The sequence below is a fragment of the Mesorhizobium sp. M0771 genome, from assembly GCF_040320155.1.
Taxonomy (GTDB): Bacteria; Pseudomonadota; Alphaproteobacteria; order Rhizobiales; family Rhizobiaceae; genus Mesorhizobium.
In genome coordinates this window covers 75,723-97,940 of record NZ_JAMYPC010000015.1, presented here as the reverse complement: position 1 = coordinate 97,940, position 22,218 = coordinate 75,723, and the positions used below count along the sequence as shown (strand labels likewise).

General features: G+C 63.9%; 27 protein-coding genes and 1 pseudogene. 21 read left to right on the top strand and 7 right to left on the bottom strand.

What is annotated here, in order from left to right; translation table 11 throughout:
• The first annotated feature begins 29 nt into the window (after positions 1 to 29).
• The gene (gene rimM / locus NKI05_RS21840) at positions 30 to 629 is read left to right on the top strand and encodes a ribosome maturation factor RimM (protein WP_023814767.1); all 600 of its coding nucleotides are present in this window, start codon (positions 30 to 32) and stop codon (positions 627 to 629) included.
• On the top strand, positions 626 to 1,324 hold the full coding sequence (gene trmD / locus NKI05_RS21835) for a tRNA (guanosine(37)-N1)-methyltransferase TrmD (RefSeq protein WP_023670527.1): 699 nt from the start codon (positions 626 to 628) through the stop codon (positions 1,322 to 1,324). Before rimM ends, trmD begins: the two co-directional genes overlap by 4 nt.
• Here trmD and NKI05_RS21830 read toward each other — a convergent pair.
• Positions 1,306 to 2,058, bottom strand: coding sequence for a sulfite exporter TauE/SafE family protein (locus NKI05_RS21830; protein WP_023683874.1), 753 nt, complete (start codon positions 2,056 to 2,058; stop codon positions 1,306 to 1,308). The two genes, trmD and NKI05_RS21830, sit on opposite strands and share 19 nt — an antisense overlap.
• A 326-nt stretch (positions 2,059 to 2,384) precedes the next feature.
• On the opposite strand from NKI05_RS21830, the gene rplS reads away from it, so the two are divergent.
• The 8 genes from rplS (at position 2,385) to leuC (ending at position 8,469) form a co-directional block, all read left to right on the top strand.
• Positions 2,385 to 2,924, top strand: a complete 540-nt coding sequence (gene rplS / locus NKI05_RS21825; protein WP_023683875.1) for a 50S ribosomal protein L19 — start codon at positions 2,385 to 2,387, stop codon at positions 2,922 to 2,924.
• A 154-nt stretch (positions 2,925 to 3,078) separates the two neighbouring features.
• Positions 3,079 to 3,507 (top strand): organic hydroperoxide resistance protein, encoded by a 429-nt coding sequence (locus NKI05_RS21820; RefSeq protein ID WP_023683876.1) that lies wholly within the window; start codon positions 3,079 to 3,081, stop codon positions 3,505 to 3,507.
• The gene (locus NKI05_RS21815; RefSeq protein WP_023683877.1) at positions 3,504 to 4,001 is read left to right on the top strand and encodes a MarR family winged helix-turn-helix transcriptional regulator; all 498 of its coding nucleotides are present in this window, start codon (positions 3,504 to 3,506) and stop codon (positions 3,999 to 4,001) included. Before NKI05_RS21820 ends, NKI05_RS21815 begins: the two co-directional genes overlap by 4 nt.
• A 237-nt stretch (positions 4,002 to 4,238) precedes the next feature.
• Positions 4,239 to 5,039 carry a transporter substrate-binding domain-containing protein gene (locus tag NKI05_RS21810; protein WP_023687705.1) on the top strand — a complete coding sequence of 267 codons (801 nt, stop codon included), beginning with the start codon at positions 4,239 to 4,241 and terminating at the stop codon, positions 5,037 to 5,039.
• A 242-nt stretch (positions 5,040 to 5,281) separates the two neighbouring features.
• Positions 5,282 to 6,088, top strand: a complete 807-nt coding sequence (locus NKI05_RS21805) for an amino acid ABC transporter permease (RefSeq protein ID WP_023683878.1) — start codon at positions 5,282 to 5,284, stop codon at positions 6,086 to 6,088.
• A 58-nt stretch (positions 6,089 to 6,146) separates the two neighbouring features.
• Positions 6,147 to 6,782, top strand: a complete 636-nt coding sequence (locus NKI05_RS21800) for a class I SAM-dependent DNA methyltransferase (protein WP_023815323.1) — start codon at positions 6,147 to 6,149, stop codon at positions 6,780 to 6,782.
• A complete protein-coding gene (locus tag NKI05_RS21795) occupies positions 6,779 to 6,988 on the top strand; it encodes a hypothetical protein (protein WP_196813720.1) in 210 nt (69 codons plus the stop codon). The genes NKI05_RS21800 and NKI05_RS21795 overlap by 4 nt, the downstream gene beginning before the upstream one ends.
• A gap of 71 nt (positions 6,989 to 7,059) precedes the next feature.
• Entirely contained in the window at positions 7,060 to 8,469 is a 1,410-nt protein-coding gene (gene leuC, locus NKI05_RS21790) for a 3-isopropylmalate dehydratase large subunit (protein WP_023670518.1), read from the top strand.
• 108 nt (positions 8,470 to 8,577) lie between these two features.
• On the opposite strand, the gene NKI05_RS21785 is transcribed toward leuC, so the two are convergent.
• Positions 8,578 to 8,889, bottom strand: coding sequence for a hypothetical protein (locus NKI05_RS21785; RefSeq protein WP_023706723.1), 312 nt, complete (start codon positions 8,887 to 8,889; stop codon positions 8,578 to 8,580).
• A gap of 163 nt (positions 8,890 to 9,052) precedes the next feature.
• Between NKI05_RS21785 and NKI05_RS21780 the strand changes: the two genes are divergently transcribed.
• Positions 9,053 to 10,249: a GGDEF domain-containing protein gene (locus NKI05_RS21780; protein ID WP_023815322.1), complete on the top strand. Its 1,197-nt coding sequence runs from the start codon at positions 9,053 to 9,055 to the stop codon at positions 10,247 to 10,249.
• 37 nt (positions 10,250 to 10,286) lie between these two features.
• Here the strand turns inward: NKI05_RS21780 and NKI05_RS21775 are convergent, their stop codons facing one another.
• Positions 10,287 to 10,658, bottom strand: a complete 372-nt coding sequence (locus NKI05_RS21775) for a hypothetical protein (protein ID WP_023687709.1) — start codon at positions 10,656 to 10,658, stop codon at positions 10,287 to 10,289.
• Between the two features lie 253 nt (positions 10,659 to 10,911).
• Between NKI05_RS21775 and NKI05_RS21770 the strand changes: the two genes are divergently transcribed.
• The 6 genes from NKI05_RS21770 to NKI05_RS21745 all read left to right on the top strand — a co-directional run bounded on the left by NKI05_RS21770 (position 10,912) and on the right by NKI05_RS21745 (position 15,872).
• Positions 10,912 to 11,382 (top strand): hypothetical protein, encoded by a 471-nt coding sequence (locus NKI05_RS21770; protein ID WP_023709350.1) that lies wholly within the window; start codon positions 10,912 to 10,914, stop codon positions 11,380 to 11,382.
• Between the two features lie 240 nt (positions 11,383 to 11,622).
• On the top strand, positions 11,623 to 12,042 hold the full coding sequence (gene sdhC / locus NKI05_RS21765; RefSeq protein ID WP_023815321.1) for a succinate dehydrogenase, cytochrome b556 subunit: 420 nt from the start codon (positions 11,623 to 11,625) through the stop codon (positions 12,040 to 12,042).
• The gene (sdhD, locus tag NKI05_RS21760) at positions 12,042 to 12,440 is read left to right on the top strand and encodes a succinate dehydrogenase, hydrophobic membrane anchor protein (RefSeq protein WP_023683885.1); all 399 of its coding nucleotides are present in this window, start codon (positions 12,042 to 12,044) and stop codon (positions 12,438 to 12,440) included. The genes sdhC and sdhD overlap by 1 nt, the downstream gene beginning before the upstream one ends.
• Before the next feature lies 1 nt (position 12,441).
• Positions 12,442 to 14,271 carry a succinate dehydrogenase flavoprotein subunit gene (gene sdhA / locus NKI05_RS21755; protein WP_023815320.1) on the top strand — a complete coding sequence of 610 codons (1,830 nt, stop codon included), beginning with the start codon at positions 12,442 to 12,444 and terminating at the stop codon, positions 14,269 to 14,271.
• Positions 14,272 to 14,311: 40 nt separating this feature from the next.
• Positions 14,312 to 15,091: a succinate dehydrogenase iron-sulfur subunit gene (locus NKI05_RS21750; protein ID WP_023670510.1), complete on the top strand. Its 780-nt coding sequence runs from the start codon at positions 14,312 to 14,314 to the stop codon at positions 15,089 to 15,091.
• A gap of 151 nt (positions 15,092 to 15,242) precedes the next feature.
• Positions 15,243 to 15,872, top strand: coding sequence for a YceH family protein (locus tag NKI05_RS21745; protein WP_023683887.1), 630 nt, complete (start codon positions 15,243 to 15,245; stop codon positions 15,870 to 15,872).
• Between the two features lie 210 nt (positions 15,873 to 16,082).
• Here NKI05_RS21745 and NKI05_RS21740 read toward each other — a convergent pair whose 3' ends face one another.
• Entirely contained in the window at positions 16,083 to 16,508 is a 426-nt protein-coding gene (locus NKI05_RS21740; RefSeq protein WP_023670508.1) for an OsmC family protein, read from the bottom strand.
• Between the two features lie 219 nt (positions 16,509 to 16,727).
• Between NKI05_RS21740 and NKI05_RS21735 the strand changes: the two genes are divergently transcribed.
• Both NKI05_RS21735 and NKI05_RS21730 read left to right on the top strand, forming a co-directional pair.
• Complete coding sequence (locus tag NKI05_RS21735; RefSeq protein WP_023698372.1) at positions 16,728 to 16,943, top strand: hypothetical protein; 216 nt, start codon at positions 16,728 to 16,730, stop codon at positions 16,941 to 16,943.
• Positions 16,940 to 17,296, top strand: coding sequence for a YciI family protein (locus NKI05_RS21730; RefSeq protein ID WP_023815319.1), 357 nt, complete (start codon positions 16,940 to 16,942; stop codon positions 17,294 to 17,296). The genes NKI05_RS21735 and NKI05_RS21730 overlap by 4 nt, the downstream gene beginning before the upstream one ends.
• 15 nt (positions 17,297 to 17,311) lie before the next feature.
• On the opposite strand, the gene NKI05_RS21725 is transcribed toward NKI05_RS21730, so the two are convergent.
• Both NKI05_RS21725 and NKI05_RS21720 read right to left on the bottom strand, forming a co-directional pair.
• Positions 17,312 to 18,919, bottom strand: coding sequence for a GMC family oxidoreductase (locus NKI05_RS21725; RefSeq protein WP_023815318.1), 1,608 nt, complete (start codon positions 18,917 to 18,919; stop codon positions 17,312 to 17,314).
• Positions 18,916 to 19,518: pseudogene (locus NKI05_RS21720) on the bottom strand (FGGY-family carbohydrate kinase); the annotation flags it as partial. The pseudogene NKI05_RS21720 and the gene NKI05_RS21725, both read right to left, overlap by 4 nt.
• Positions 19,519 to 19,694: 176 nt before the next feature.
• Here NKI05_RS21720 and NKI05_RS21715 point away from each other — a divergent pair.
• Positions 19,695 to 20,225, top strand: coding sequence for a hypothetical protein (locus NKI05_RS21715; protein WP_023698376.1), 531 nt, complete (start codon positions 19,695 to 19,697; stop codon positions 20,223 to 20,225).
• Between the two features lie 16 nt (positions 20,226 to 20,241).
• Positions 20,242 to 20,880, top strand: a complete 639-nt coding sequence (gene plsY, locus NKI05_RS21710; protein WP_023815316.1) for a glycerol-3-phosphate 1-O-acyltransferase PlsY — start codon at positions 20,242 to 20,244, stop codon at positions 20,878 to 20,880.
• Between the two features lie 22 nt (positions 20,881 to 20,902).
• Here plsY and NKI05_RS21705 read toward each other — a convergent pair whose 3' ends face one another.
• The gene (locus NKI05_RS21705; RefSeq protein ID WP_023806429.1) at positions 20,903 to 22,159 is read right to left on the bottom strand and encodes a ubiquinone biosynthesis hydroxylase; all 1,257 of its coding nucleotides are present in this window, start codon (positions 22,157 to 22,159) and stop codon (positions 20,903 to 20,905) included.
• Positions 22,160 to 22,218 lie beyond the last annotated feature (59 nt).

Here is a 22,218-nt window from a genome sequence, read left to right as displayed (position 1 = left end):
GCGTTAGAGCAGGGCAAAGGATATCAGCCATGTCGAAGCCCCAGAACCCCGTGCAAATGGCCGTGATCGGCGCCGCCCACGGCATCAAGGGCGAATTGCGGGTGAAAACCTTCACCGGCGAGCCGCTGGCGCTGGCGGATTATGGCCCGCTCTATGCCAAGGACGGCCGCGCCTTCCAGATCATCGACATAAGGCCGGCAAACACTGTCGTCGTGGTGCGTTTCAAGGGCATTGCCGACCGCAACGCCGCCGAGGCGCTGGCCGGCACGGAGCTGTTCGTCGACCGCTCGATGCTGCCGGACGATGGCGAAGAGGACGAGTTCTACCACGCCGATCTCGTCGGGCTGGAAGTCCGCGACGACACGGATGCGGTTGTCGGCAAGGTGGTCGCGGTACACAATTTCGGCGGCGGCGACATTCTCGATGTCACGCTTGGCGGGCGCAAAGGCGTGCTGATCCCGTTCACGCAGGCCGCCGTGCCGCAGGTGGTGGTTGCCGAAGGTTTTGTCCGTGTCGATCCGGCGGCGGCCGGGCTGGTCGAGGACGAGGATGGCGAGGCGCCGCGCGAAGAAGACTTCGACGCGAAGGGCCGGCCGCGCGGGCCACGCGACGCCGGGGGCAACCGGTGACGTTCAAGGCTTCGGTGCTGACGCTCTATCCCGAGATGTTTCCGGGCGGGCTAGGCCTGTCGCTGGCCGGACGGGCGCTCGAAGTCGGGACATGGTCGCTGGAAGCTATCCAGATCCGCGACTTCGCCAGCGATCGCCATCACACCGTCGACGACACGCCGGCCGGCGGTGGCGCCGGCATGGTGATGCGCGCCGATGTGCTGGCCAAGGCGATCGACCACACCTCGCCGTCCGGCGATCCGCGGCCAAAATTGCTGATGAGCCCGCGCGGCAAGCCGTTGACGCAGGCGCGGGTGCGCGAGCTGGCCGCCGGGCCGGGCGCCGTCATCGTCTGCGGCCGCTTCGAGGGTGTAGACCAGCGATTGATCGAGGCGCGTGGGCTGGAGGAAGTCTCGATCGGCGATTTCATCCTCTCCGGTGGCGAGCCGGCAGCCCTGGTGCTGCTCGATGCCGTGGTCCGGCTGTTGCCCGGTGTGATGGGCAATGCGGTATCAGGCGAGGAAGAAAGTTTTGAGAACGGTCTGCTCGAACATCCGCATTACACGCGACCGCAGGAGTTCGAAGGCAGGCCAATCCCCGACGTGCTGGTTTCCGGCAATCACAAGAAGATCGCCGCCTGGCGCCGCGCAGAGTCCGAGAGGCTGACGAAGGAGCGGCGGCCGGATTTGCTCGCCGCTCAGCCCTTGGCAAAATAGTAGACGGCGAGAAACAGGCCGACGGCGATGACGAAGCCGCGTACTGCGTTTTGCGGCACGCGCTTGGCGATCCAGACGCCGGCATAGCCGCCGAGCGCGCCGCCGGGGATCATGACGATTGCCTGAGGCCAGGCAACAACGCCGCCGGAAACGAAGACCAGTATGGCAACGGCGGCGATGACCACGGCCAGCATGTTCTTCAGCGCGTTCAGCCGGTGATAGTCGCCGGATTGCGTCAGGCCGAGCGTCGCCAGCATCATGACGCCCATGCCGGCGCCGAAGAAGCCGCCATAGATGGCGGTAGCGAACTGCGCCAGCGAACCGGCCAGAGAGCCGACCGTGGCTTCATGCCCAGGCTTCGGCGTTGGTTTCAGCCACGGCCCGGCGGCGAACAAGGCGGTTGCGGCCAGCAGCAGCCACGGCACGAGGGCGCGGAACGACGGATTTGAGAGCGCCAGCAGGATGAGCGCACCAGCCAGCGCGCCCAAAGCCGAGATCAGGCAAAGCAGCAGCGCGCCGCGCCAGAAATGCTTGATGTCGGTCCAGTAAGCCAGCGTCGAGGTGATGTAACCGGGAAACTGCGTTACCGAGGACGTGGCGTTGGCGACGATCGGCGGCAGGCCGGCCAGCGTCATGGCGCCGAAGGTTATGAAGGTGCCGCCGCCGGCAACGGCGTTGACGGCGCCTGACAGAAAACCCGCGAGGAAGAGCAGGACTGCGTCGAAAACAGACATTGTGAGGCCGCCGGACAAGTGTGCTGCTCCCGGATTAGGAAGCTTGAAGGGCCGGCGCAACCCTGCACTGGACGATTGCGTGGTGGCATGCGACCAAAAAAGACAGGGCCAAGGCGTGACAAGTCAGTGAAATAGCTGTATGTGCCCGCCCGTACTGGCGAGAAAAATCTCCCGGACCCGTCAACAATGACGGTGTAGTCGCCCCTGCCCAATGTTTCGAAGACAAGATGTCTCGGGGACAAAGGGCATAGCCGAGCGGTCAATGGAACTGCAAGGCGAGTGTCGGACGCTCTGACTGTCGGAAGAACAAGAAGTGGACTATTGAGATGGATATCATCCGTCAGCTCGAGGCCGAACAGGCCGCCAAGATCGAAGCCAAGCGCAAGCTTCCCGAGTTTCAGCCCGGCGACACCGTGCGCGTGCAGGTCCGCGTGACCGAAGGCACCCGCACCCGCGTCCAGGCCTATGAGGGCGTCGTCATCGCCCGCGCCGGCGCCGGCTTCCAGGAAAATTTCACCGTCCGCAAGATCTCCTACGGCGAAGGCGTCGAGCGCGTTTTCCCGGTCTACTCGCCGATGGTCGAAGGCGTCGAGATCGTGCGCCGCGGCAAGGTGCGCCGCGCCAAGCTCTATTATTTGCGCGACCGTCGCGGCAAGTCGGCCCGTATTTCGGAAAACACCGGCGTGCGCGCCCGCAAGCTCAACGATGAAGAACGCGACGCGCTGAACGCCGAGAAGGCCCGCATCGAAGCCGAGAAGGTTGCCGCTGCCCAGGCGCTGGCCGCCGAGACGGCCGCCAAGGAAGCCGCCGAGAAGAAGGCCGCCGACGAGGCTGCAAAGGCGGCTGAAGCGACCCCGGCCGAATAAGATCTCGTCCAAGGATTTTGAAAAGGCGGCTTCGGCCGCCTTTTTTCGTTTCACCAGACTGTGAACGATTGCCGGCCGAGAGTTTGGCCACGGCTGTTGACCCGAATTACATTGTACACTAAATAATCGTTTACAAATCAAATGGAGAACTGACATGGCACTCTACACCACACAGGCTCGCGTCACCGGCGGCCGCGCCGGCCACGGCGAGACCAGCGACGGCCTGCTGAAGGTCGACCTCGCTTTGCCGAAGGAGCTCGGCGGACAGGGTGGCGCCACCAATCCCGAGCAGCTGTTCGCGGTCGGCTATGCCGCCTGCTTCGAAAGCGCCATCCGCTTCGTCGCGCGCAAGCAGAAGCTGCCGCTGGAGGATGCGGCGGTGAGCGCCACCGTCAGCCTGCTTCCCAATGGTGAAGGCTTCAAACTTGGTGTCGCACTCGCCGCGGAGACCAAAGGCCTTGATCAGGCGGCGGCGGAAGCGCTTGTATCGGCAGCGCATCAGATTTGCCCCTATTCCAATGCGATCAAAGGCAATATCGAGGTGGCGCTTTCGACAGTGGCGCTTCCGGCAAAGGCAGCATGACGACGAAGACCGAAACCAGGGCCAGCGAAGTCCCGGCGGACACCGCCGGGAGGATCGCCGTTCCGCGCCTCGACCAACAGCTCTGCTTCGCGCTCTATTCGGCGAGCGGGCTGATGACCAAGCTCTATCGGCCGCTGCTTGACCCGCTCGGCCTGACCTATCCGCAATATTTGGCGATGCTGGCGCTGTGGCAGCATGCGCCGAGCACGGTCGGCGAACTCGGCGAGGCGCTGGGGCTGGATTCGGCGACATTGACGCCGCTGCTCAAGCGGATGGAAGCGGCTGGTCTCGTCACCCGCCGTCGCGATCCGGCCGACGAGCGCCGCGTGCTGGTCGAACCGACTGCCAAGGGCCAGGCGCTGCGCGCCCGCATCAAGGACGTATCCGCAGGCCTTGCCTGCGCCATGCCGCTGGAAGTCGAGGAGCTGAAGTCGCTGCACCGGACCTTGACCGGATTTGTCGCCAAGCTGCGTGAGGCGACGTCACCATCCTGATCCGTCATCTGACGGGTTCCCGTGTCCAGGAGGGGCCTGGTTTGCCGGCGGCGCAATCACGGAATAAATTCCGACCACGGGGCGTTCTAAAACCGCGTTGGTTGAAGGCATTGGAATCCGCTTTCACCGGACGCTGAGCACCGGACCGGCTTGCAAGCCGTCTGCGGACGGCTAAAGTCGCGCCTGGATTTTCATGCGAGCCCGGCTGCAAGCGGGCTTCTCATCCTGGAGCGTGTCATGACCAAATCGAAGCTGCTGCTGGCCGCCCTCGCGGCCTGTTTCCTCGCGCCCGTCGCTGCATGGGCGGCCGATGCGCTGCCCGATCTCGGCGGCAAGAAGGTCGTGGTGGTGACGGAAAACGCCTATCCGCCGCTGCAGTTCATCGACGCCAAGACCGGCAAGCAGATCGGCTGGGAGTATGACGCGATGGACGAAATCGCCAAGCGGCTGAACTTCAAGGTGGAGTACCAGAACACCTCCTGGGACGCGATGATCCAGGCGGTTTCCGACAACCAGTACAACATTGGCATGACCGGCATCACCATCAAGGACGACCGAAAGGAGAAGGTCGATTTCTCCGACCCCTATATGCGTTCGGAGCAGTTCATGCTGGTGCGCGCCGATGAAAGCCGCTTCACCGACGCCAAGACCTTCGCCGCCTTCAAGGACGGGTTGATCGGCGCGCAGGCCGGAACGACGCCGTTCTACACCGCCGTCTACAGCGTGCTCGACGGCAATGAGCAGAACCCGCGCATCAAGCAGTTCGAGACCTTCGGCGCTTCGGTGCAGGCACTGAAATCCGGCGACGTCGATGTCGTCCTGACCGACGGCACCGCCGGCAAAGGCTATGTCGATGCCTCCGGCGGCAAGCTCAAGCTGATCGGCGGCCCGCTCGGCACCGAGGATTTTGGCTTCATCTTCCCGAAGGGCTCGGACCTGGTGAAGCCGGTCAACGCGGCGATCGCGGCGCTGAAGGCCGACGGCACGATCGAGGCGCTGAACAAGAAGTGGTTTCTCGACTACAAGATGGGGCAGTAGGCCGTCTTGGCGCGACGGCCGCTGACCCCCCTTGCGGGGGAGATGCCCGGCAGGGCAGAGGGGGGTGTGAAGGATCGCCTCCCTTTTGTTTTGAGCTTTTCCAAAGAGGCCAAAGGTTGTGACTGTAACCGTTTGACAGGTTGGAGGGACAGCACCCCCCTCTGTCCTGCCGGACATCTCCCCCGCAAGGGGGGAGATCGGCAGATCTTGCGAGCGCAGCTGTTCACCAGCGTTGGGCATTGATGCTCGCCTCAACCTCAAAACCCGATTTTCCCTGGTGGCTTGCCGCCGCGATCGCGCTCGCCGTCGTCGCTGCGCTCTCCATTGCCGCCAGCGATCTCTACGCCCAGGTTTTTGCCACCGTCGCCAAGGGCATCGGCATCACCATTCTTGTCACCGTGGTCGCCTTCGCGCTGGCTTCCGCCGTCGGGCTCGGCATTGCGCTGATGGGGTTGTCGGGGTCGCGTTGGCTCAAGCAGATCGCTCGTTTCTATGTCGAGATCATCCGCGGCGTGCCGATCCTGGTGCTGTTGTTCTGGATCGCCTTCGCCGGCGCGCCGGCCTTCGTGGCTGCGTGGAATGCGCTGACCGCGCCGCTGCAAAACGCCGGCTATCTCGGCGAGCTTTTGGTGCGCGACGTGTCGCTGTTGTGGCGTGCGATCATGGCGCTGACCATCGGTTATTCCGCCTTCATCTCCGAGGTCTTCCGCGCCGGCATCCAGTCAGTCGAGAAAGGCCAGATCGAGGCTGCCAAGGCGCTCGGGCTGACGCGCACGCAGCGCTTCCGGCTGATCGTCTTCCCACAGGCGATCCGCACCATCCTGCCGCCGCTCGGCAATGACTTCGTCGCCATGGTCAAGGATTCCTCGCTGGTCTCGGTGCTCGGCGTCGCCGACATCACGCAGATGGGCAAGATCTACGCCGCCGGCTCGTTCCGCTTCTTCGAGACCTATTCGATCGTCGCCTATATCTATCTCATCCTCACCGTCAGCCTGTCGCTGGCGCTGCGGGGGCTGGAGCAACGACTGCGGCGGGCGCAGCAGGAATAGAAGTCCGACGCGGGCACGGCTACGATCGCGGAGGACAGGATTCCGGAGGATGCAGGCGATGACGATCGACAAGGCCAATGCGGCGCTGGGTACCGTCTATTCGGCCGACACGCCGGAAGGGCTGGCCAAGGCCTATGCAGACTGGGCCGCGACCTATGACGGCGAGACCGCTTCGCTCGGCTATCTGCTGCCGTTCCTGATCACCGCCTGGGTGGCGCGCCATGTGAAGGTGGGTGAAGGCCCGCTGCTCGACGCCGGCTGCGGCACCGGCCTGTCAGGCCCGTCATTGAAGGCGCTGGGTTATCACGACATTGCCGGCCTCGACCTCTCCGACGACATGCTGAAGATCGCCGGCAGCCGCAATGCCTATGGCGATCTGAAGCAGGCCATGCTCGGCGGGCCGCTACCCTGGCCGGACGGGCATTTCCGCGCCTTCTTCTCGACTGGCGTGTTCACCATCGGCCATGCGCCGGCGTCCGGCCTGCACGAGCTTGTCCGCATCACCAGGAAAGGCGGCCACGCCATCTTCACCGTGCGCGACCAGGTTTTCGAAAGCGGCGGCTTCCAGGACGTGTTCGACGGGCTGGAGCGGGCCGGGAAATGGCGGCCGGCCGAGCAAAGCCCATGGTTCCGCTGCTATGCGATCGCCGAGCCGGACGCGCTGGTGAAGACTTTTGTGTTCGAGGTGCTTTGAGCGCCGCCCTCTTCGCCTTCTCTCACAAGGGGAGAAGCGAAAACACGCCGCAATTGCCGAAAAGCCAAAACATTGGTATGAGCCACGCCATGGAAGAGCTTTTTGGCGATCCAGCCTATAAGGGTTTCGTGCTGCAGGACAGAAAACGCCTGCCGTCGCGTTTCTCTTCGCGCATTTCCGGCGCGCTCACCAGCCGACTTAGCTAAGCCGCTTTCGCCGCGCCGAAGGCTTCGCGCGTCTGCCCTTCCCCTTTTTGCAAATCGACGGATTTACGCACATGAGCGCACCGCGCACCCTCTACGACAAGATTTTCGACGACCATGTCGTCGACCGCCAGGATGATGGCACCTGTCTGCTCTACATCGACCGCCATCTCGTCCATGAAGTGACCAGCCCGCAGGCCTTCGAAGGTCTGCGCATGACCGGCAGAAAAGTCCGGCATCCGGAAAAGACGCTGGCCGTGGTCGATCACAATGTCTCGACCTCGCCCGAGCGCAAGTTCGGCATCAAGAACGAGGAAAGCCGCATCCAGGTCGAGGCCTTGGCCAAGAACGCTAGGGATTTCGGCGTCGAATATTACTCCGAAAACGATATCCGCCAGGGCATCGTCCACATCATCGGGCCGGAGCAGGGCTTCACGCTGCCTGGCATGACCATTGTCTGCGGCGACAGCCACACCTCGACGCATGGCGCCTTCGGCGCATTGGCACATGGCATCGGCACCTCCGAGGTCGAGCATGTGCTGGCGACCCAGACGCTGATCCAGCGCAAGGCCAAGAACATGCTGGTGCGTGTCGATGGCCAGTTACCGGAAGGCGTCACCGCCAAGGACATCATCTTGGCCATCATCGGCGAGATCGGCACCGCCGGCGGCACCGGCTATGTCATCGAATATGCCGGCGAGGCGATCCGCGCGCTGTCGATGGAAGGCCGCATGACGATTTGCAACATGTCGATCGAGGGCGGCGCGCGCGCCGGCCTGATCGCGGCCGACGAAACCACCTTCGCCTATGTCAAGGGCAAGCCGCGCGCGCCGAAGGGCGCGTCGTGGGACGCCGCGCTCGAATACTGGAAGACGCTGCAGTCCGACGAGGGCGCGCATTTCGACAAGGTGATCGTGCTCGACGCGGCCAAGCTGCCGCCGATCGTCTCCTGGGGTTCCTCGCCCGAGGACGTCGTTTCGGTGCAGGGCGTCGTTCCCAATCCGGAAGAGATCACGGACGAGAACAAGCGGACGTCAAAGATCCGCGCGCTCGACTATATGGGGCTGACGCCGGGCACGAAGATCACCGACATCACGCTCGACCGCGTCTTCATCGGCTCCTGCACCAATGGCCGCATCGAGGATCTGCGTGCGGTGGCCAAGGTGGTCGAAGGCAAGACGGTGAGTGCGCATGTCGATGCGATGATCGTGCCGGGCTCCGGTCTGGTCAAGGAACAGGCGGAGGCCGAGGGTCTCGACAAGATCTTCATTGCCGCCGGTTTCGACTGGCGCGAGCCGGGCTGCTCGATGTGCCTGGCCATGAACGACGACCGGCTGAAGCCGCATGAGCGCTGCGCCTCGACCTCGAACCGCAATTTCGAAGGCCGGCAGGGCTTCAAGGGCCGCACCCATCTGGTATCGCCGGCAATGGCGGCGGCGGCGGCGATCGCCGGCCATTTCGTCGACATCCGCGACTGGAAATAGCGCAGACTGGTTCAAGCCTGACCTGAGCGTATGCAAAACCCCGAACGGCAAAACCGTTCGGGGTTTTGTTTAAAGCGCGCCGCTCTAAGACCCTTGGGGTATTATGCCCTAGCCGGCACGCCGGATGATTTCATGAAATTCCTCCCGGCTGCCGGGTTCGTCGGTCGCGACCACCAGCGCCAGTTCGCGCTCGTCGAAGATCTTGAACCACTCGTCCCATTCGACCAGCTCGTAGCCGCCTGCGTTGACCGGGCGTTCAGGCTGATCCTGGTCCTGATAGGCGTGCTGGCCGAAGACGAGCCTCAGCAACGGCTGCGTTCCGGTTTCGGGCGATACATCGACGATCGCCGGAAATCCGGCGCGCCCTGCGGCCCATGAGCGAATTGCTTCGTGATCGGTCAGCGTGATCGTGTCGGCCATGAACAACTTCTCCTTGATTGCTGTCAGGAAACGCCGGCCTCAGGTCCCGGTTCCGTGCACCAGCTTCATGAGTGGCGACTTGCATATTCGTCCCGGCTTAACCGCTTGTTGGGGCTTGCGCTCTAAGGTCTTCCCTGACGTCAAGCGGGGAAGTCACCGTCCTTTGGACACCGGCCTGTTCATAGCGCTGCTCAATCCGACGATCGCGCTGGCGCTCGGCGCGGCGTTCCTCCTGCTGTGGTTCTATCAGCGCCACCGGCCCTATCTGGCTGTGCTCGGCACGAGCTATTGCGTGTCCGCGCCCGGCTTCCTGCTGCAGTATTTCACGCTGCCCGGCGGCATGGTGCTGACCAAGCTGGTCTCCAACCTCTGCTTCACGCTCGCCGCCTGTTGCCTCGTCGGTGCGATCATCTCACGCTACGGCAGGCGCGTGCCCTATATCGCGATCGGCATTCTGGCGGGTGGCGGGATGGTGGCATTCTGCTGGTTCCTGTTCGTCCAGCCGGACTTGACTTGGCGCATCCTGTCGATCAATTTCGGCTTTGGCGGCCTCAGCCTGCTGGTCGCTGCCGAGCTGCGCGCCGTGCGCAAGAACGGCCCGACGGAAAAAATCCTGTTCGTGTTGTCGCTGCTGTCCGGGCTGAACTTCATCGGCCGCACGCTGCTCGTCGTCATCTCGCACGGGCCGTTCACCAGCTATGACGGGTTTTATGGCTCGTCCTACTGGACGACGGCGCTTTTGACGCACGCGCTGCTGTCGTTGCTGATCGCGCTCTGCCTGTTCTCGGCAGCTGCGCTCGACGTGATGAAGGCGCTGAAGACCGAGACGCACACCGATCCGCTGTCTGGCCTGCTCAACCGCAGGGGTTTCGAGGAGCGCGCCTTGCTGGTGCTGCAGCATTGCGCTGTTACCAAGGTGCCGGTCGCGCTGGTGCTGGCCGATCTCGATCACTTCAAGGCGCTCAACGACAAATACGGACATGCCGCGGGCGACCAGGTGATCGCCGACTTCGCCGCCAAGCTTCGCGCGGCCGCCGGCACGCGTGCGGTTGCCGGCCGCATCGGCGGCGAGGAGTTCGCCGTGCTTCTGTCGCTGAGCGATCTTGCCACGGCGCGGCTGTTTGCCGAAGCCGTGCGCACGCACTATTCGGCCGGCAGTGTCGACGGGTTGCCGCCGGGCACCAGGGTGACCGCGAGCTTCGGCGTCGCGGCGCGCACCGGCGACGAAGGGCTGGAGCCGCTGATGCGGCGCGCCGACGAAGCGCTCTACAAGGCCAAGAAGAACGGCCGCGACAGCGTGCGATTGTCCTATGAGCGGGCGGAAACGGTGTTCATCCCGGATACAGGCAGCGTCGGTTAGCGTCTCGCTTAAACGGCCTCTCGGCCGTGCCGGATCATCAGCGGCAAGGGCTGAGGTTGGGCATTTCGCCATCGGAGAGGCCGTACATATAGGAGCGGCCCTTCACGAACACCGGCGGCTGGTAGCAGCCACGCCTGGAGATGTGATCCGCCTCGTCTTCATAAAGGACTTCCGGTTCCGCTTCCGGCTGCCCGGCGCTGGTGTAGTCGGACAATTTCTTGGCCAGCCTGCCTTGGCCGACAATGATGCGCTTGTAGCCGGCGGCGCTGTCGATGACGAGATTGCCTAGGGAATCGGCATAGACGCGGTCATGATGGCGCGACCAGGCCATTGCCGGGGCGGCGAAGCCGAGACTGGCTGTCGCCAGCACAAGCGCCGCAAGGCGCGCTCTTCCTGAATTCGAAAGCATGGTGTCCTCTCTGCTGTGGACCCGATCGAATCGGAAATTAACCTTTTCTTAACCTTTGTTAAGAGGGCAGGCGCATCCGGCGGCGATCTCTCGCCAAACATGGTTAATATCCGACGGGATGGAAAACCCGGGCGTCATCATTCGGCCATGCTTGCCCGCACCATCGGCCGCGACGCACACAACTACGCTGACGTCGGGTGAGCTTGATCTTGGTGGAACATCGCGGCTAGTTAGCCGCGCAGGAGGACAGCATATGGCGTTACGCCGGACGTTTCGGGTGACGCTGTTGTCGATCCCCTTGCTGACTGCCGCAGCCTGCGTGCCGCAGAACGGCGCGCCGACGGCGGTGAATACCGTACCACCCACTGTCGCGCCCGTGCCGGCTCAGCAGTCCGCCGCACCTGTGGCGCCCCCGGCTTCCGCAACGGCTCCGACAGCGCCTGCCGCACCTTCAGCCAAGATCGTCACCGACCTTACCGCGCCGCGGTCTGCTGTCGGCACGGCAACTTACAGATGCGGCAATGGCGGCATGATCACCATCCAGAACCTCGGCACGGCGTTGCGCGTTGTCAGGCCCGATGGCACGACCGAGGAGTTTGCCGCATCACCCGCCAACCAGTCCAGCCGCTACCAGGAAGCCGCGTCGCATGACGCAATCGTGATCGACGCGCGCGAGGCGCTGGTGATGAAGAGGGGCTCGACACCACAGACCTGCAAACGATAGCCTGGCGTCGATTGCAAAGGAAATGCCGCACTGCAGCGAACGGTGCGCCGGCTTTCGACGGTGGCCAAATCGATTGAAGCGAAACAGCAGCCTTTTGTCAGACTAAATGACGTTTTCAAAACGATTTTCCGGCTTTGACGCGGTGCAAAAAGAGCATTAGAAACCGGCTGTCTGAAGTCATATATCGAGGCGGTAAGTGCCGCTTTCCACCGCGGCTCCGGACATCGAACTGGGGCAGCCATGAGCAAATCACCAGCCACCCGAACCGCCAGACGTGAACGGCCGCTGTCGCCGCACCTGACGATTTACCGCCCACCGATCACCATGACGATGTCAATCATTCATCGCATCACTGGCGGGGCGCTGTATTTCGGCACGCTGCTGGTCGCCGCGTGGCTGACGGCGGCGGCGAGTTCGCAAGGCGCTTTCGATTGGATCAACTGGGCCTTCGGCACCTGGCTCGGCCGGCTCATCCTGCTCGGCTACACCTGGGCGCTGATGCACCACATGCTGGGCGGCGTGCGCCATCTCGTCTGGGACACCGGCGCCGGGCTGGAGAAACACACGGCATCGAAGATCGCCTGGGCGACGCTCGCCGGTTCCATCCTGCTCACGCTGCTGATCTGGGTCGCCGGCTACATGGCGCGGGGAACCTTGTGATGAGCGGCACGAACAACAACGATATGCGCACGCCGCTGGCCAAGGTCCGCGGTCTGGGCTCGGCCCGCGAAGGCACCGGGCATTTCTGGCGACAGCGGCTGACGGCCATTGCCAACATCCCGCTGATACTGTTCTTCGTCGGGTTCCTGATCGCGCTCAATGGCGCCGGCTTCGCCGAGGTGCGGGCGGCGCTCGCCAGTCCGTTCGTGGCGCTGGTGTTGGCGCTGGTGCTCGTTTCCGGTCTCACCCATATGCGTGTCGGCATGCAGGTCATTATCGAGGATTACGTGCATGCCGAAGGCATGAAGCTGGCGCTGATCGCACTCAGCACGTTTTTCACCATAGCGGTCGGCGTCGCCTCGATCTTCGCCCTGCTCAAACTGGCATTCGGAGGCTGATTTGGCCAAGGACGCGAAATCGGCCACCGGCTATACCTTTGTCGACCACAAGTTCGACGTGGTGGTCGTCGGCGCCGGCGGCGCCGGCCTGCGCGCCACGCTCGGCATGGCCGAGCAGGGCCTGCGCACGGCCTGCATCACCAAAGTGTTCCCGACCCGCTCGCACACGGTGGCGGCACAAGGCGGCATTGCCGCGTCGCTGTCCAACATGGGTCCGGACTCCTGGCAGTGGCACATGTACGACACCGTCAAGGGTTCGGACTGGCTGGGCGACGTCGACGCCATGGAATATCTGGTGCGCGAGGCGCCGGCGGCGGTCTACGAGCTCGAGCATTACGGCGTGCCGTTCTCGCGCACCGAAGAGGGCAAGATCTACCAGCGGCCGTTCGGCGGACACATGATGAATTATGGCGACGGCCCGCCGGTGCAGCGCACCTGTGCTGCCGCCGACCGCACCGGTCACGCCATCCTGCACACGCTCTACGGCCAGTCGCTGAAGAACAATGCACAGTTCTTCATCGAGTATTTTGCGCTCGACCTGATCATGGAACCGGACGGCACCTGCACCGGCGTCGTCGCCTGGAACCTCGACGACGGCACCATCCATCGCTTCTCCGCCAAGATGGTGGTGCTGGCGACCGGCGGATATGGCCGCGCCTATTTCTCGGCGACGTCGGCGCACACCTGTACAGGCGACGGCGGCGGCATGGCGGCACGGGCCGGCTTCCCGTTGCAGGATATGGAGTTCGTGCAGTTTCATCCGACCGGCATCTACGGCGCCGGCTGCCTGATCACCGAAGGCGCGCGCGGCGAGGGCGGCTATCTCGTCAATTCCGAGGGCGAGCGCTTCATGGAGCGCTACGCGCCGTCGGCCAAGGACCTGGCCTCGCGCGACGTCGTCTCGCGTTGCATGACGCTGGAGATCCGCGAAGGCCGCGGGGTCGGCAAGAACAAGGACCATATCTTCCTGCATCTCGACCATCTCGATCCGGCCGTGCTGCATGAGCGGCTGCCGGGCATTTCGGAATCGGCCAGGATTTTCGCCGGCGTCGACCTGACCAAGGAGCCGATCCCCGTGCTGCCGACGGTGCACTACAATATGGGCGGCGTGCCGACCAATTACTGGGGCGAGGTGCTGAACCCGACTGTCGAGAATCCTGACCGGGTGTCACCCGGGCTGATGGCGGTCGGCGAGGCCGGCTGTGCCTCCGTGCACGGCGCCAACCGGCTGGGCTCGAACTCGCTGATCGATCTGGTGGTGTTCGGCCGCGCCGCCGCAATCCGCGCCGGCCAGGTCATCGACCGCAATTCGGCGATCCCTTCGCCAAACGAAGCCTCGGTCGAAAAGATCATGGACCGCTTCGACCGGCTGCGCCACGCCAATGGCTCGACGCCAACCGCCGTTCTGCGTGAGAAAATGCAGAAGGCGATGCAGGAAGACGCCGCCGTGTTCCGCACACAGGAGTCGCTCGAAAACGGCTGCAAGCGCATTTCGCAGATATGGACCGGGCTCAAGGACCTGAAAGTCTCCGACCGCTCGATGATCTGGAATTCCGACCTGGTCGAGACGCTGGAGCTGGAAAATCTGATGGCCAACGCCATCACCACGGTCTACGGCGCCGAGGCGCGCAAGGAGAGCCGCGGCGCGCATGCGCGCGAAGATTTCTCGGCCCGCGACGACACTATCTGGCGCAAGCATACGCTGGCCCGGCTAAGCGAGGACGGCCAGGTGAGCCTCAGCTATCGTCCCGTGCACACCGAGCCGCTGGTGGCGGAAAAGGACGGCGGCATCAGTCTTGCCAAGATCGCGCCGAAGGCCAGGGTGTACTGACCATGGTGCCGAAGCCCGTCATCCGAAAGGATCTGAGGTAATGGTCGAACTCACGCTTCCCAAGAACTCCAAGGTGCAGCCGGGCAAGACCTGGCCGAAGCCGGAGGGCGCCACCAACCTGCGGGAATACCGCATCTACCGCTGGTCGCCCGACGATGACGAGAACCCGCGCATCGACACCTATTTCGTCGACATGGACGATTGCGGGCCGATGGTGCTCGACGCGCTGCTCTGGATCAAGAACAAGATCGATCCGACGCTTGCCTTGCGCCGCTCATGCCGCGAAGGCATTTGCGGCTCCTGCGCCATGAACATCGATGGCTCCAACACGCTGGCCTGCACCAAGGGCTGCGACGACATTTCCGGCGCCGTCAAGGTCTACCCGCTGCCGCATATGCAGGTGGTCAAGGATCTGGTGCCCGACCTCACCAATTTCTACGCCCAGCACGCCTCGATCCAGCCATGGCTGAAGACAGTGTCGCCAGAGCCGGCCAAGGAATGGCTGCAGAGCCATGAGGATCGCGAAAAGCTCGACGGGCTCTACGAGTGCATCCTGTGCGCCTGCTGCTCGACCTCGTGCCCGAGCTATTGGTGGAACGGCGACCGCTATCTCGGCCCGGCGACGTTGCTGCAGGCCTATCGCTGGCTGATCGACAGCCGCGACGAAGCCACGGGCGAACGGCTCGACGATCTCGAAGACCCGTTCCGGCTCTACCGCTGCCACACCATCATGAACTGCGCCCAGACCTGCCCGAAGGGGCTCAACCCGGCCAAGGCGATTGCCGAGATCAAGAAGATGATGGTGGAGCGGCGGGTTTAGTTGAGGCGAGTTCGCTCGCGGCAATCTCGAACGCGGCGATCCTTCGCGCGCCCCTCTGTCCTGCCGGACATCTCCCCACGGGTGGGGAGATATCCGGTAGGACAGAGAGGTGGGCGCTGTCTCGCCGGCGCTAGAAAGGATACTCAACCCAATGAGCGAAGAGCTTCCAATCCTTAATCCGATCGAAGTCCGTGTGCTCGGCTGCCTGATCGAGAAGAAGGAGCTGACGCCGGATGTCTATCCGCTGACGCTGAATGCAGCACTTGCAGCCGCCAACCAGAAGACGGCGCGCGAGCCTGTGATGGCGCTCGAGCCGACAGAGGTGCATCGGACGCTGAAGCTGCTCGAGCAGAAGGGGCTGGTGCGTCAGATGTTCGGCTCGCGCGTCGAGCGCTATGAGCATCAGATGGCGCAGCGCTTCTCGCTGACGAGGCCGCAGACTGCGGTGATCGGCCTGCTTTTGCTGCGCGGGCCGCAGACGGCGCATGAGTTGCTGGCGCGAGCTGAGCGCATGGCGCGGTTTTCGTCGATCGAAGACCTGCGCGCTGAACTCGACATGCTGATCGGCCGCCGACCGCCGCTGATCCAGGAAATACCGCGCGGGCCAGGCCAGCGCGAGGACCGCTACGTGCATCTGCTCGCAGGACCGGTGGACGTCGCGGCGTTATCGGTGCAGCGGAGCGCGCCGGCCTTGCCTGCTTCCGACCTGGAAGCGAGATTGGAGGCTCTGGAGCAGGAAGTCGCAGCCCTTCGCGCCCGGCTTGATGCGCTGGGCGCCTAATAGTTATCCGAGACGTTGGTGGGACAGCACCCCCCTCTGGCCTGCCGGCCATCTCCCCCTCAAGTGGGGAGATCAGATGTCACGCCGGCCTTCGCCAATTACGAACGTCGAAAGAAGAGTGCCAGCTACCGAGCTTCCAATTTCCCCGGGAGATGCCCGGCAGGGCAGAGGGGGGCGCGAAGAATCGCTACCCCGGGCAAAATCGGCGGATCACCCCAGTTTCGCGTCGAGCGACACTTTGATGGCGCCGAGCGCCTTCGAAACCGGGCATTCGGCCTTGGCCTTCTCGGCCAATTCCTTGAACTTCGCCGCATCGATGCCCGGTACCTTGCCGATCAGGGTGATGGCGCTGCCGGTGATGCCGGTGCCGGGGACCAGCGTCACCACCGCCTTGGCGTCGAGCTCGGTGGCGGGCGTGCCGTTCTCGGCCAGGAAATGCGACAGCTGCATGGCGTAGCATCCGGCGTGTGCCGCCGCGATTAACTCTTCGGGATTGGTGCCGGATTTGCCGCTCTCGTCCTCGAAGCGAGCCTTGAACGAATAGGGCGTGCCCTTCAAGGTGCCGCTCTGGCTGTCGAGCGTGCCCGTGCCCTCCTTCAGATTGCCTTTCCAGACGGCGTTTGCGGTACGGTCCATAGAATTCTCCTTGATTACAGCGACAGCGCCGGCCACGCGGCGTTCCCTCCAACTATAGCGCGGCGGCAGGGGAAGACCACCGCGCTGTTTCGGCCGGATGCGACGCCGGCGTGCCCTGCAAATTCTTCTGAAAAAATGTGCGTGCAAAAATGTCGACTTGCATCGGCGCCGGCCGTCCTGCGAGCGTCCACGGATTCTCGTGGCGGATGGAGATCCAAGATGAACAATCTGTTTTCTGCCCATTGGAACGACGCCGACAAAAGCGCGCGTCTACACGAGATCGAGTGCTCGCGACCTTCCGGCTTCGGCCGGCTGCTTGCTGCGGTCGCCGTGATCGGCATTGCGGTCTGCGTGCTCGACCACGCTGCTGCCGGCAAGGATGCCGCCGGCGCCGTGATCACCTATGGTTCGTCACAGCAAGGGAGCTGGAAATGAAATATGTCTGTCTGGTCTACGGCGAGGAAAAGCACCTTCATGCCATGACGCCGGAGCGTCTGGCCAAGCTCGACGCCGATTCGATGGCCTATGACCGGTCATTGGACCAGCAAGGCAAGCTGATCATCGCGCAGGCGCTGCAATCGGTGAAGACGTCGAAGACGGTGCGGCGGCGCCAAGGCAAGCGGCTGATCACTGACGGTCCGTTTGCCGAAACCAAGGAGCAATTGCTCGGTTTCGTCATGATCGAGGCCAACGGTCTCGAACAGGCGCTGGCGATCGCAGGCGAGATTCCGCTGGCCGAAATCGGCACGATCGAGGTCAGGGCGATCTACGACGTGCCGGGGTCGTAGGCGGCAGCGGCGAGGTCATGCAGGCCGGCGGATCATATCCGCCGCCTTCTCGGCGATCATCACCACTGGCGAGGCGGTGTTGCCGGAGACGATGCGCGGCATGATCGAGGCGTCGACGACGCGCAGGCCCTCGACACCGGTCACGCGCAGGTCCGGGCTGACGACGGCGCGGCCGTCGACACCCATCCTACAGGTGCCGACCGGGTGGAAGATGGTCGTCGCGATCGAGCCGATCTGGTGCAGCAGGTCCTCGTCCGACTGGTGGGCGAGACCAGGCAGGATTTCTTCCGGATGGAAGCCGGCAAGAGCCTTGGCGGTCATGATGCTGCGCGCCTGGCGCACCGAACGCAGCGCGATCTCGCGGTCGCGCGCCGTAGAGAGGTAGTTCAGCCGGATCTCCGGCTGCACGGCCAGCTCGCGCGTCGTAGCGTGCACCGAGCCGACGCTCTCGGGCCGCAGATTGCAGACCGACATGGTGATTGCCGGGAACGGGTGCAGCGGGTCGCCCAGCCGGTCGGTAGACAAGGGCTGGACGTGGTACTCCAGGTCCGGCGTCGCCATCGACGGATCGGATTTCGAGAACATGCCGAACTGGCTCGGCGCCATCGACATCGGTCCCGAGCGGCCAAAGGCATATTGCAGCGCGATCTTCGCCTTGCCGCTCAGGCTGTTGGCAAGCGTGTTGAGTGTCAGCGCCGCCGACACTTTATAGACGGTACGGATCTGCAGATGGTCCTGAAGGTTCTCGCCGACGTTGGGGCTGGCGTGAACCACATCGATGCCGAGCGCGGCGAGGCGATCCGGCTCGCCGACCCCGGAAAGCTCGAGCAGTTTCGGCGTGTTGATCGAGCCGGCGGTCAGCAGCACCTCGCTCCTGGCCTTTGCCTCTATGGCTTGGCCGCCGGCGCGGTAGCGGACGCCGATAGCACGCTTGCCCTCGAACAGCACTGTCTCGACATGCGCGTTGACGACCAGCCGAAGGTTGGGCCGTCGCAGCGCCGGGCGCAAGAATGCCTTGGCTGTGTTCCAGCGCACGCCCTTGCTCTGGTTGACTTCGAAGAAGCCGGACCCCTCATTGTCGCCGTCATTGAAATCCTCGCGCGGCATGATGCCGAATTCCTTGGCCGCCTCCTGCACCGTGTTCAGGATCGGCCAGGACAGGCGTTGCCGCGCCACTTTCCATTCGCCGCCGGAGCCATGCAGCTTGGTCTTGCCGCCATGATGGTCCTCGGATTTGAGGAAATAGGGCAGCACATCGTCCCAGCCCCAGCCGACATTGCCCATCTGCCGCCAGCCATCGTAGTCCGCCGCCTGGCCGCGCATGTAGATCATGCCGTTGACCGAGGTGCAGCCGCCCAGCACCTTGCCGCGGGGATAAACCAGCGAGCGGCCGTTCAGGCCGGCTTCGGGGGCAGTCTTCATCATCCAGTCGGTGCGCGGATTGCCGATGCAATAGAGATAGCCGACCGGGATATGCACCCAGTGATAATTGTCGCTGCCGCCGGCCTCAAGCAGCAGCACGCGCGTCGCCGGGTTTTCGCTCAGCCGATTGGCCAGCACGCAGCCCGCCGTGCCTGCGCCGACGATGATGTAGTCGTAGTCGCCATCGAGCCGTTGGGTCATTGCGGTGGTTTACTCGGCGGTGTTCTACTCGGTTCTGCCGCCTGTTCGGCCCAGAACGATCGCAGCGTATCGGCAAGGCCGCAATAGGCGCGATAACGCCTGTTGTAATGGTCCTGCATGGCCGGGTTCGGACGGTAGGCGGCGCTTGACCGGGTCATGGCGTCAACGCCGGCCTCGTAGTCGGCGAACAGGCCGGCCGCGACCCCGGCGCCGATTGCCGCGCCAAGCGCGCCGGTCTCGCGCGCTTCGGGGACGGTGATCGGCACGCCAAGCCCGTCGGCGAAGATCTGCGGCCAGTGTTCGCTGCGCGAGCCGCCGCCGGATAGCACGGCTCTGTCGAAGCCGACGCCGGCTTTTTTCAAGACTTCGATGTGGCGCCGGTGCTCGAACATCACGCCCTCGAACAGCGCGCGCAGCATATGGCCTTCCCTATGCCAACCGGCGAGGCCGTAGAAGCCGGCGCGGAACTCCGCCCCTTGTCCCGACCCGTAGAGAAACGGGTGGAACATCGGATCGTCCCAGGTTGGCGTCACCGCGCCGACAGCCGCGTTGCAGTGGCCGAACGGATCGTCATAATGGGCACCGCGCTCGATGTGAAGTCAGCGTTATCGCTAAGCGGTTGCATCATTAGTGCCCGTGACGAGCGACCTGCACCCAGGACGCCCGATCTCGGCGTCTGGATGCCAGCTCTGTTTTCTCATCAGATACAATTCTTGCGTGTTGAAGCAACGCCGGAGTTCTCCTATCGTCGCCGCAATTTTCGGGGGAATTCGACATGCCTTTCCTGATTGCTATTCTCGGCGTGCTGGGAGCCGGGGCGTTCTGGTGGTATCGCATGAAGGCTATGAACGAAGCCGCGCGCGAGGTCGCCGACGTCGTCGGCCGCGTCCAGGGCAACATAAGGCGCAAGAAGCTGCGCAAGCAGGCGGCGCTGTCGCCGCTGACGGCGATCGACGATCCGGTGGTGGCGGCAGCAACGCTGATCATGGCAATCGCGGCGGAGCATGGTCCGATCCTGCCGAAGCGCGAAACGGTTATCCGCGAGGTGATCTCGCAGATTGCGGACAACCAGAAGAAGACCGATGAAGCCGTCGTCTACGCCAAATGGGCCGCGGCGCAGATCGACGACACGACGATCGTCATCGACAAGCTGGCGCCCTTCCTGCGCGAGCGCCTCGATCCGCATGAGCGCGAAGACCTGCTGCAGATGCTGGATCGTGTTGCCAAGAGCGGCGAGCAGAGTTTCAAGGTCGCCGACCAACGCATGCTGCGACTGCGGCAGAAGCTGGGGTTTGAGGTCAACTGAGAAACAGCCCGGGCGCATGTCATTCTGGATAGCGAGCGTGGTAGGATCGGCTGCCGCTTACCTTATCGGCTCTACGCCTGCCGGCTATCTGGCGGGGAAACTGCTTAAGGGCATCGATATCCGGGAGCACGGCTCCAAGTCCACCGGTGCGACAAATGTATTGCGCACACTCGGGAAATGGCCAGCATTGGTGGTGCTTCTGGTGGACGTGCTGAAAGGGGCGGCAGCGGTCATCTTTGCCCGTTGGTTTTGTTTCTGGTCTTCCGCAACGCCGCCGTCGGCAATATCTGATATGCCCGTTGGGGCTCCTTGGGTTGTATGCTTGGCCGGACTCGCTGTTTTGCTTGGGCATAGCCGTTCGATCTGGCTGAATTTCACCGGCGGCAAATCGGCTGCGACGGGGTTGGGTGTTTTGTTGGCGATGTCCTGGCCTGTGGGTCTAGGCGCGGCGACGGCATTTGCCGTGGTGTTGGCAGTTTCCCGAATTGTGTCCCTGAGTTCGATGCTGGCGGCGCTCACCGCGATCGCCCTCGTCGGCGGCATGGAACAACCATTGCCCTACCGGTTGCTGGTCATCGCCGGCGGCATCTACGTGATCGTGCGCCACCGCGCCAACATTGCGCGGCTGATGTCAGGAGCCGAGCCGCGTCTATGACAAAGCGGCACTCATTCCCGGCCTAAATCGCCTCACCCTTGAGCAGCCGTGGTGTGCCGTTGGACAACCCCGACGCCTGGCGGATGAAGAACTCCTTCAGCCTGGGCATCCGTTCGACAAGGCCGAGGCCTATGTCGCGGAGCTGGCGCAGCGGGCCGATGTCGTTGGAAAACAGCCGGTTCAGCACATCTGTGGTGACGCCCATCTGCACCGTGTCGAAGCGGCGCCATTGCTGGTAGCGCTCGAGCACGTCGAGCGCGCCGATATCCTGTCCCAAGCGATCGGCCTCGACCACCACTTCAGCAAGGGCCGCCACATCCTTGAAGCCGAGATTGAGGCCCTGGCCGGCGATCGGGTGGATGCCGTGCGCGGCGTCGCCGGCAAGTGCTACGCGCGGGGCGACAAAGGCGCGCGCGATGGTCAGGCCGAGCGGCCAGGCGCGCGGCTTGTCGGTGACGCGGATTTCGCCGAGCTTCAGGCCGAAGCGCAATTCAAGCTCCTGCTCGAAGACGAGGTCGTCGCCCGAGACCAGCTTTTCGGCATCCTCGGAACGTTCGACCCAGACCAGCGACGAACGGTTGGTGCCGTCCTCGGTCGGCTTGAGCGGCAGCGTTGCAAACGGGCCGGCCGGCAGAAAATGCTCTTCGGCGCGGCCATTGTGCGGGCGCTCATGCGCCACCGTGCAGACGATGCCGGACTGGCCATATTCCCATTTCACCGTCTTGATGCCGGCCATGTCGCGCAATTTGGAATTGACGCCGTCGGCGGCGACCAGCAGCCGCGCCTCAATCGCCGCGCCGTCGGCCAGATGCACGGTGATGCCGGCGCCATTGCCGTCGAACGATGCGACCGCGACACCTTCGATGATGTCGATGCCGAGCTTTTGCGCGCGGCGGCGCAAGGCGCCGTTCAGGTCCTTGTTGGCGACCATGTGGGCGAACGGTTCGCCCGGCGCGACCTCGCCATCGAAGGTGAGAAACACCGGACGCACCGGATCGGCGGTGCGCGAATCGGTGACGATCATCTCGGTGATCGCCTGCGATTGCCCGACGATTTCCTGCCAGACGCCGAGCTGGTCGAGCATGCGGCAGGCGGCGGCGGCGATCGCCGAGGCGCGGCGGTCCTTCTGCCAGACGCCGGCGGGGGCAGCATCAACGACCGCCACGGCGAGGCCCGGCCGCGCCTGTTTCAGCGACACGGCGGCGGCGAGGCCGACATAGCCGGCGCCAGCGACCAGCACGTCGAGCGGGGTTTTTGCGTCCGGGTTGCGGTTCGCCATGTCAATTCCTTTCGAAGTCTCGACCATCCCCGCCCACTGGGGCATTCCGGCCTTGACTG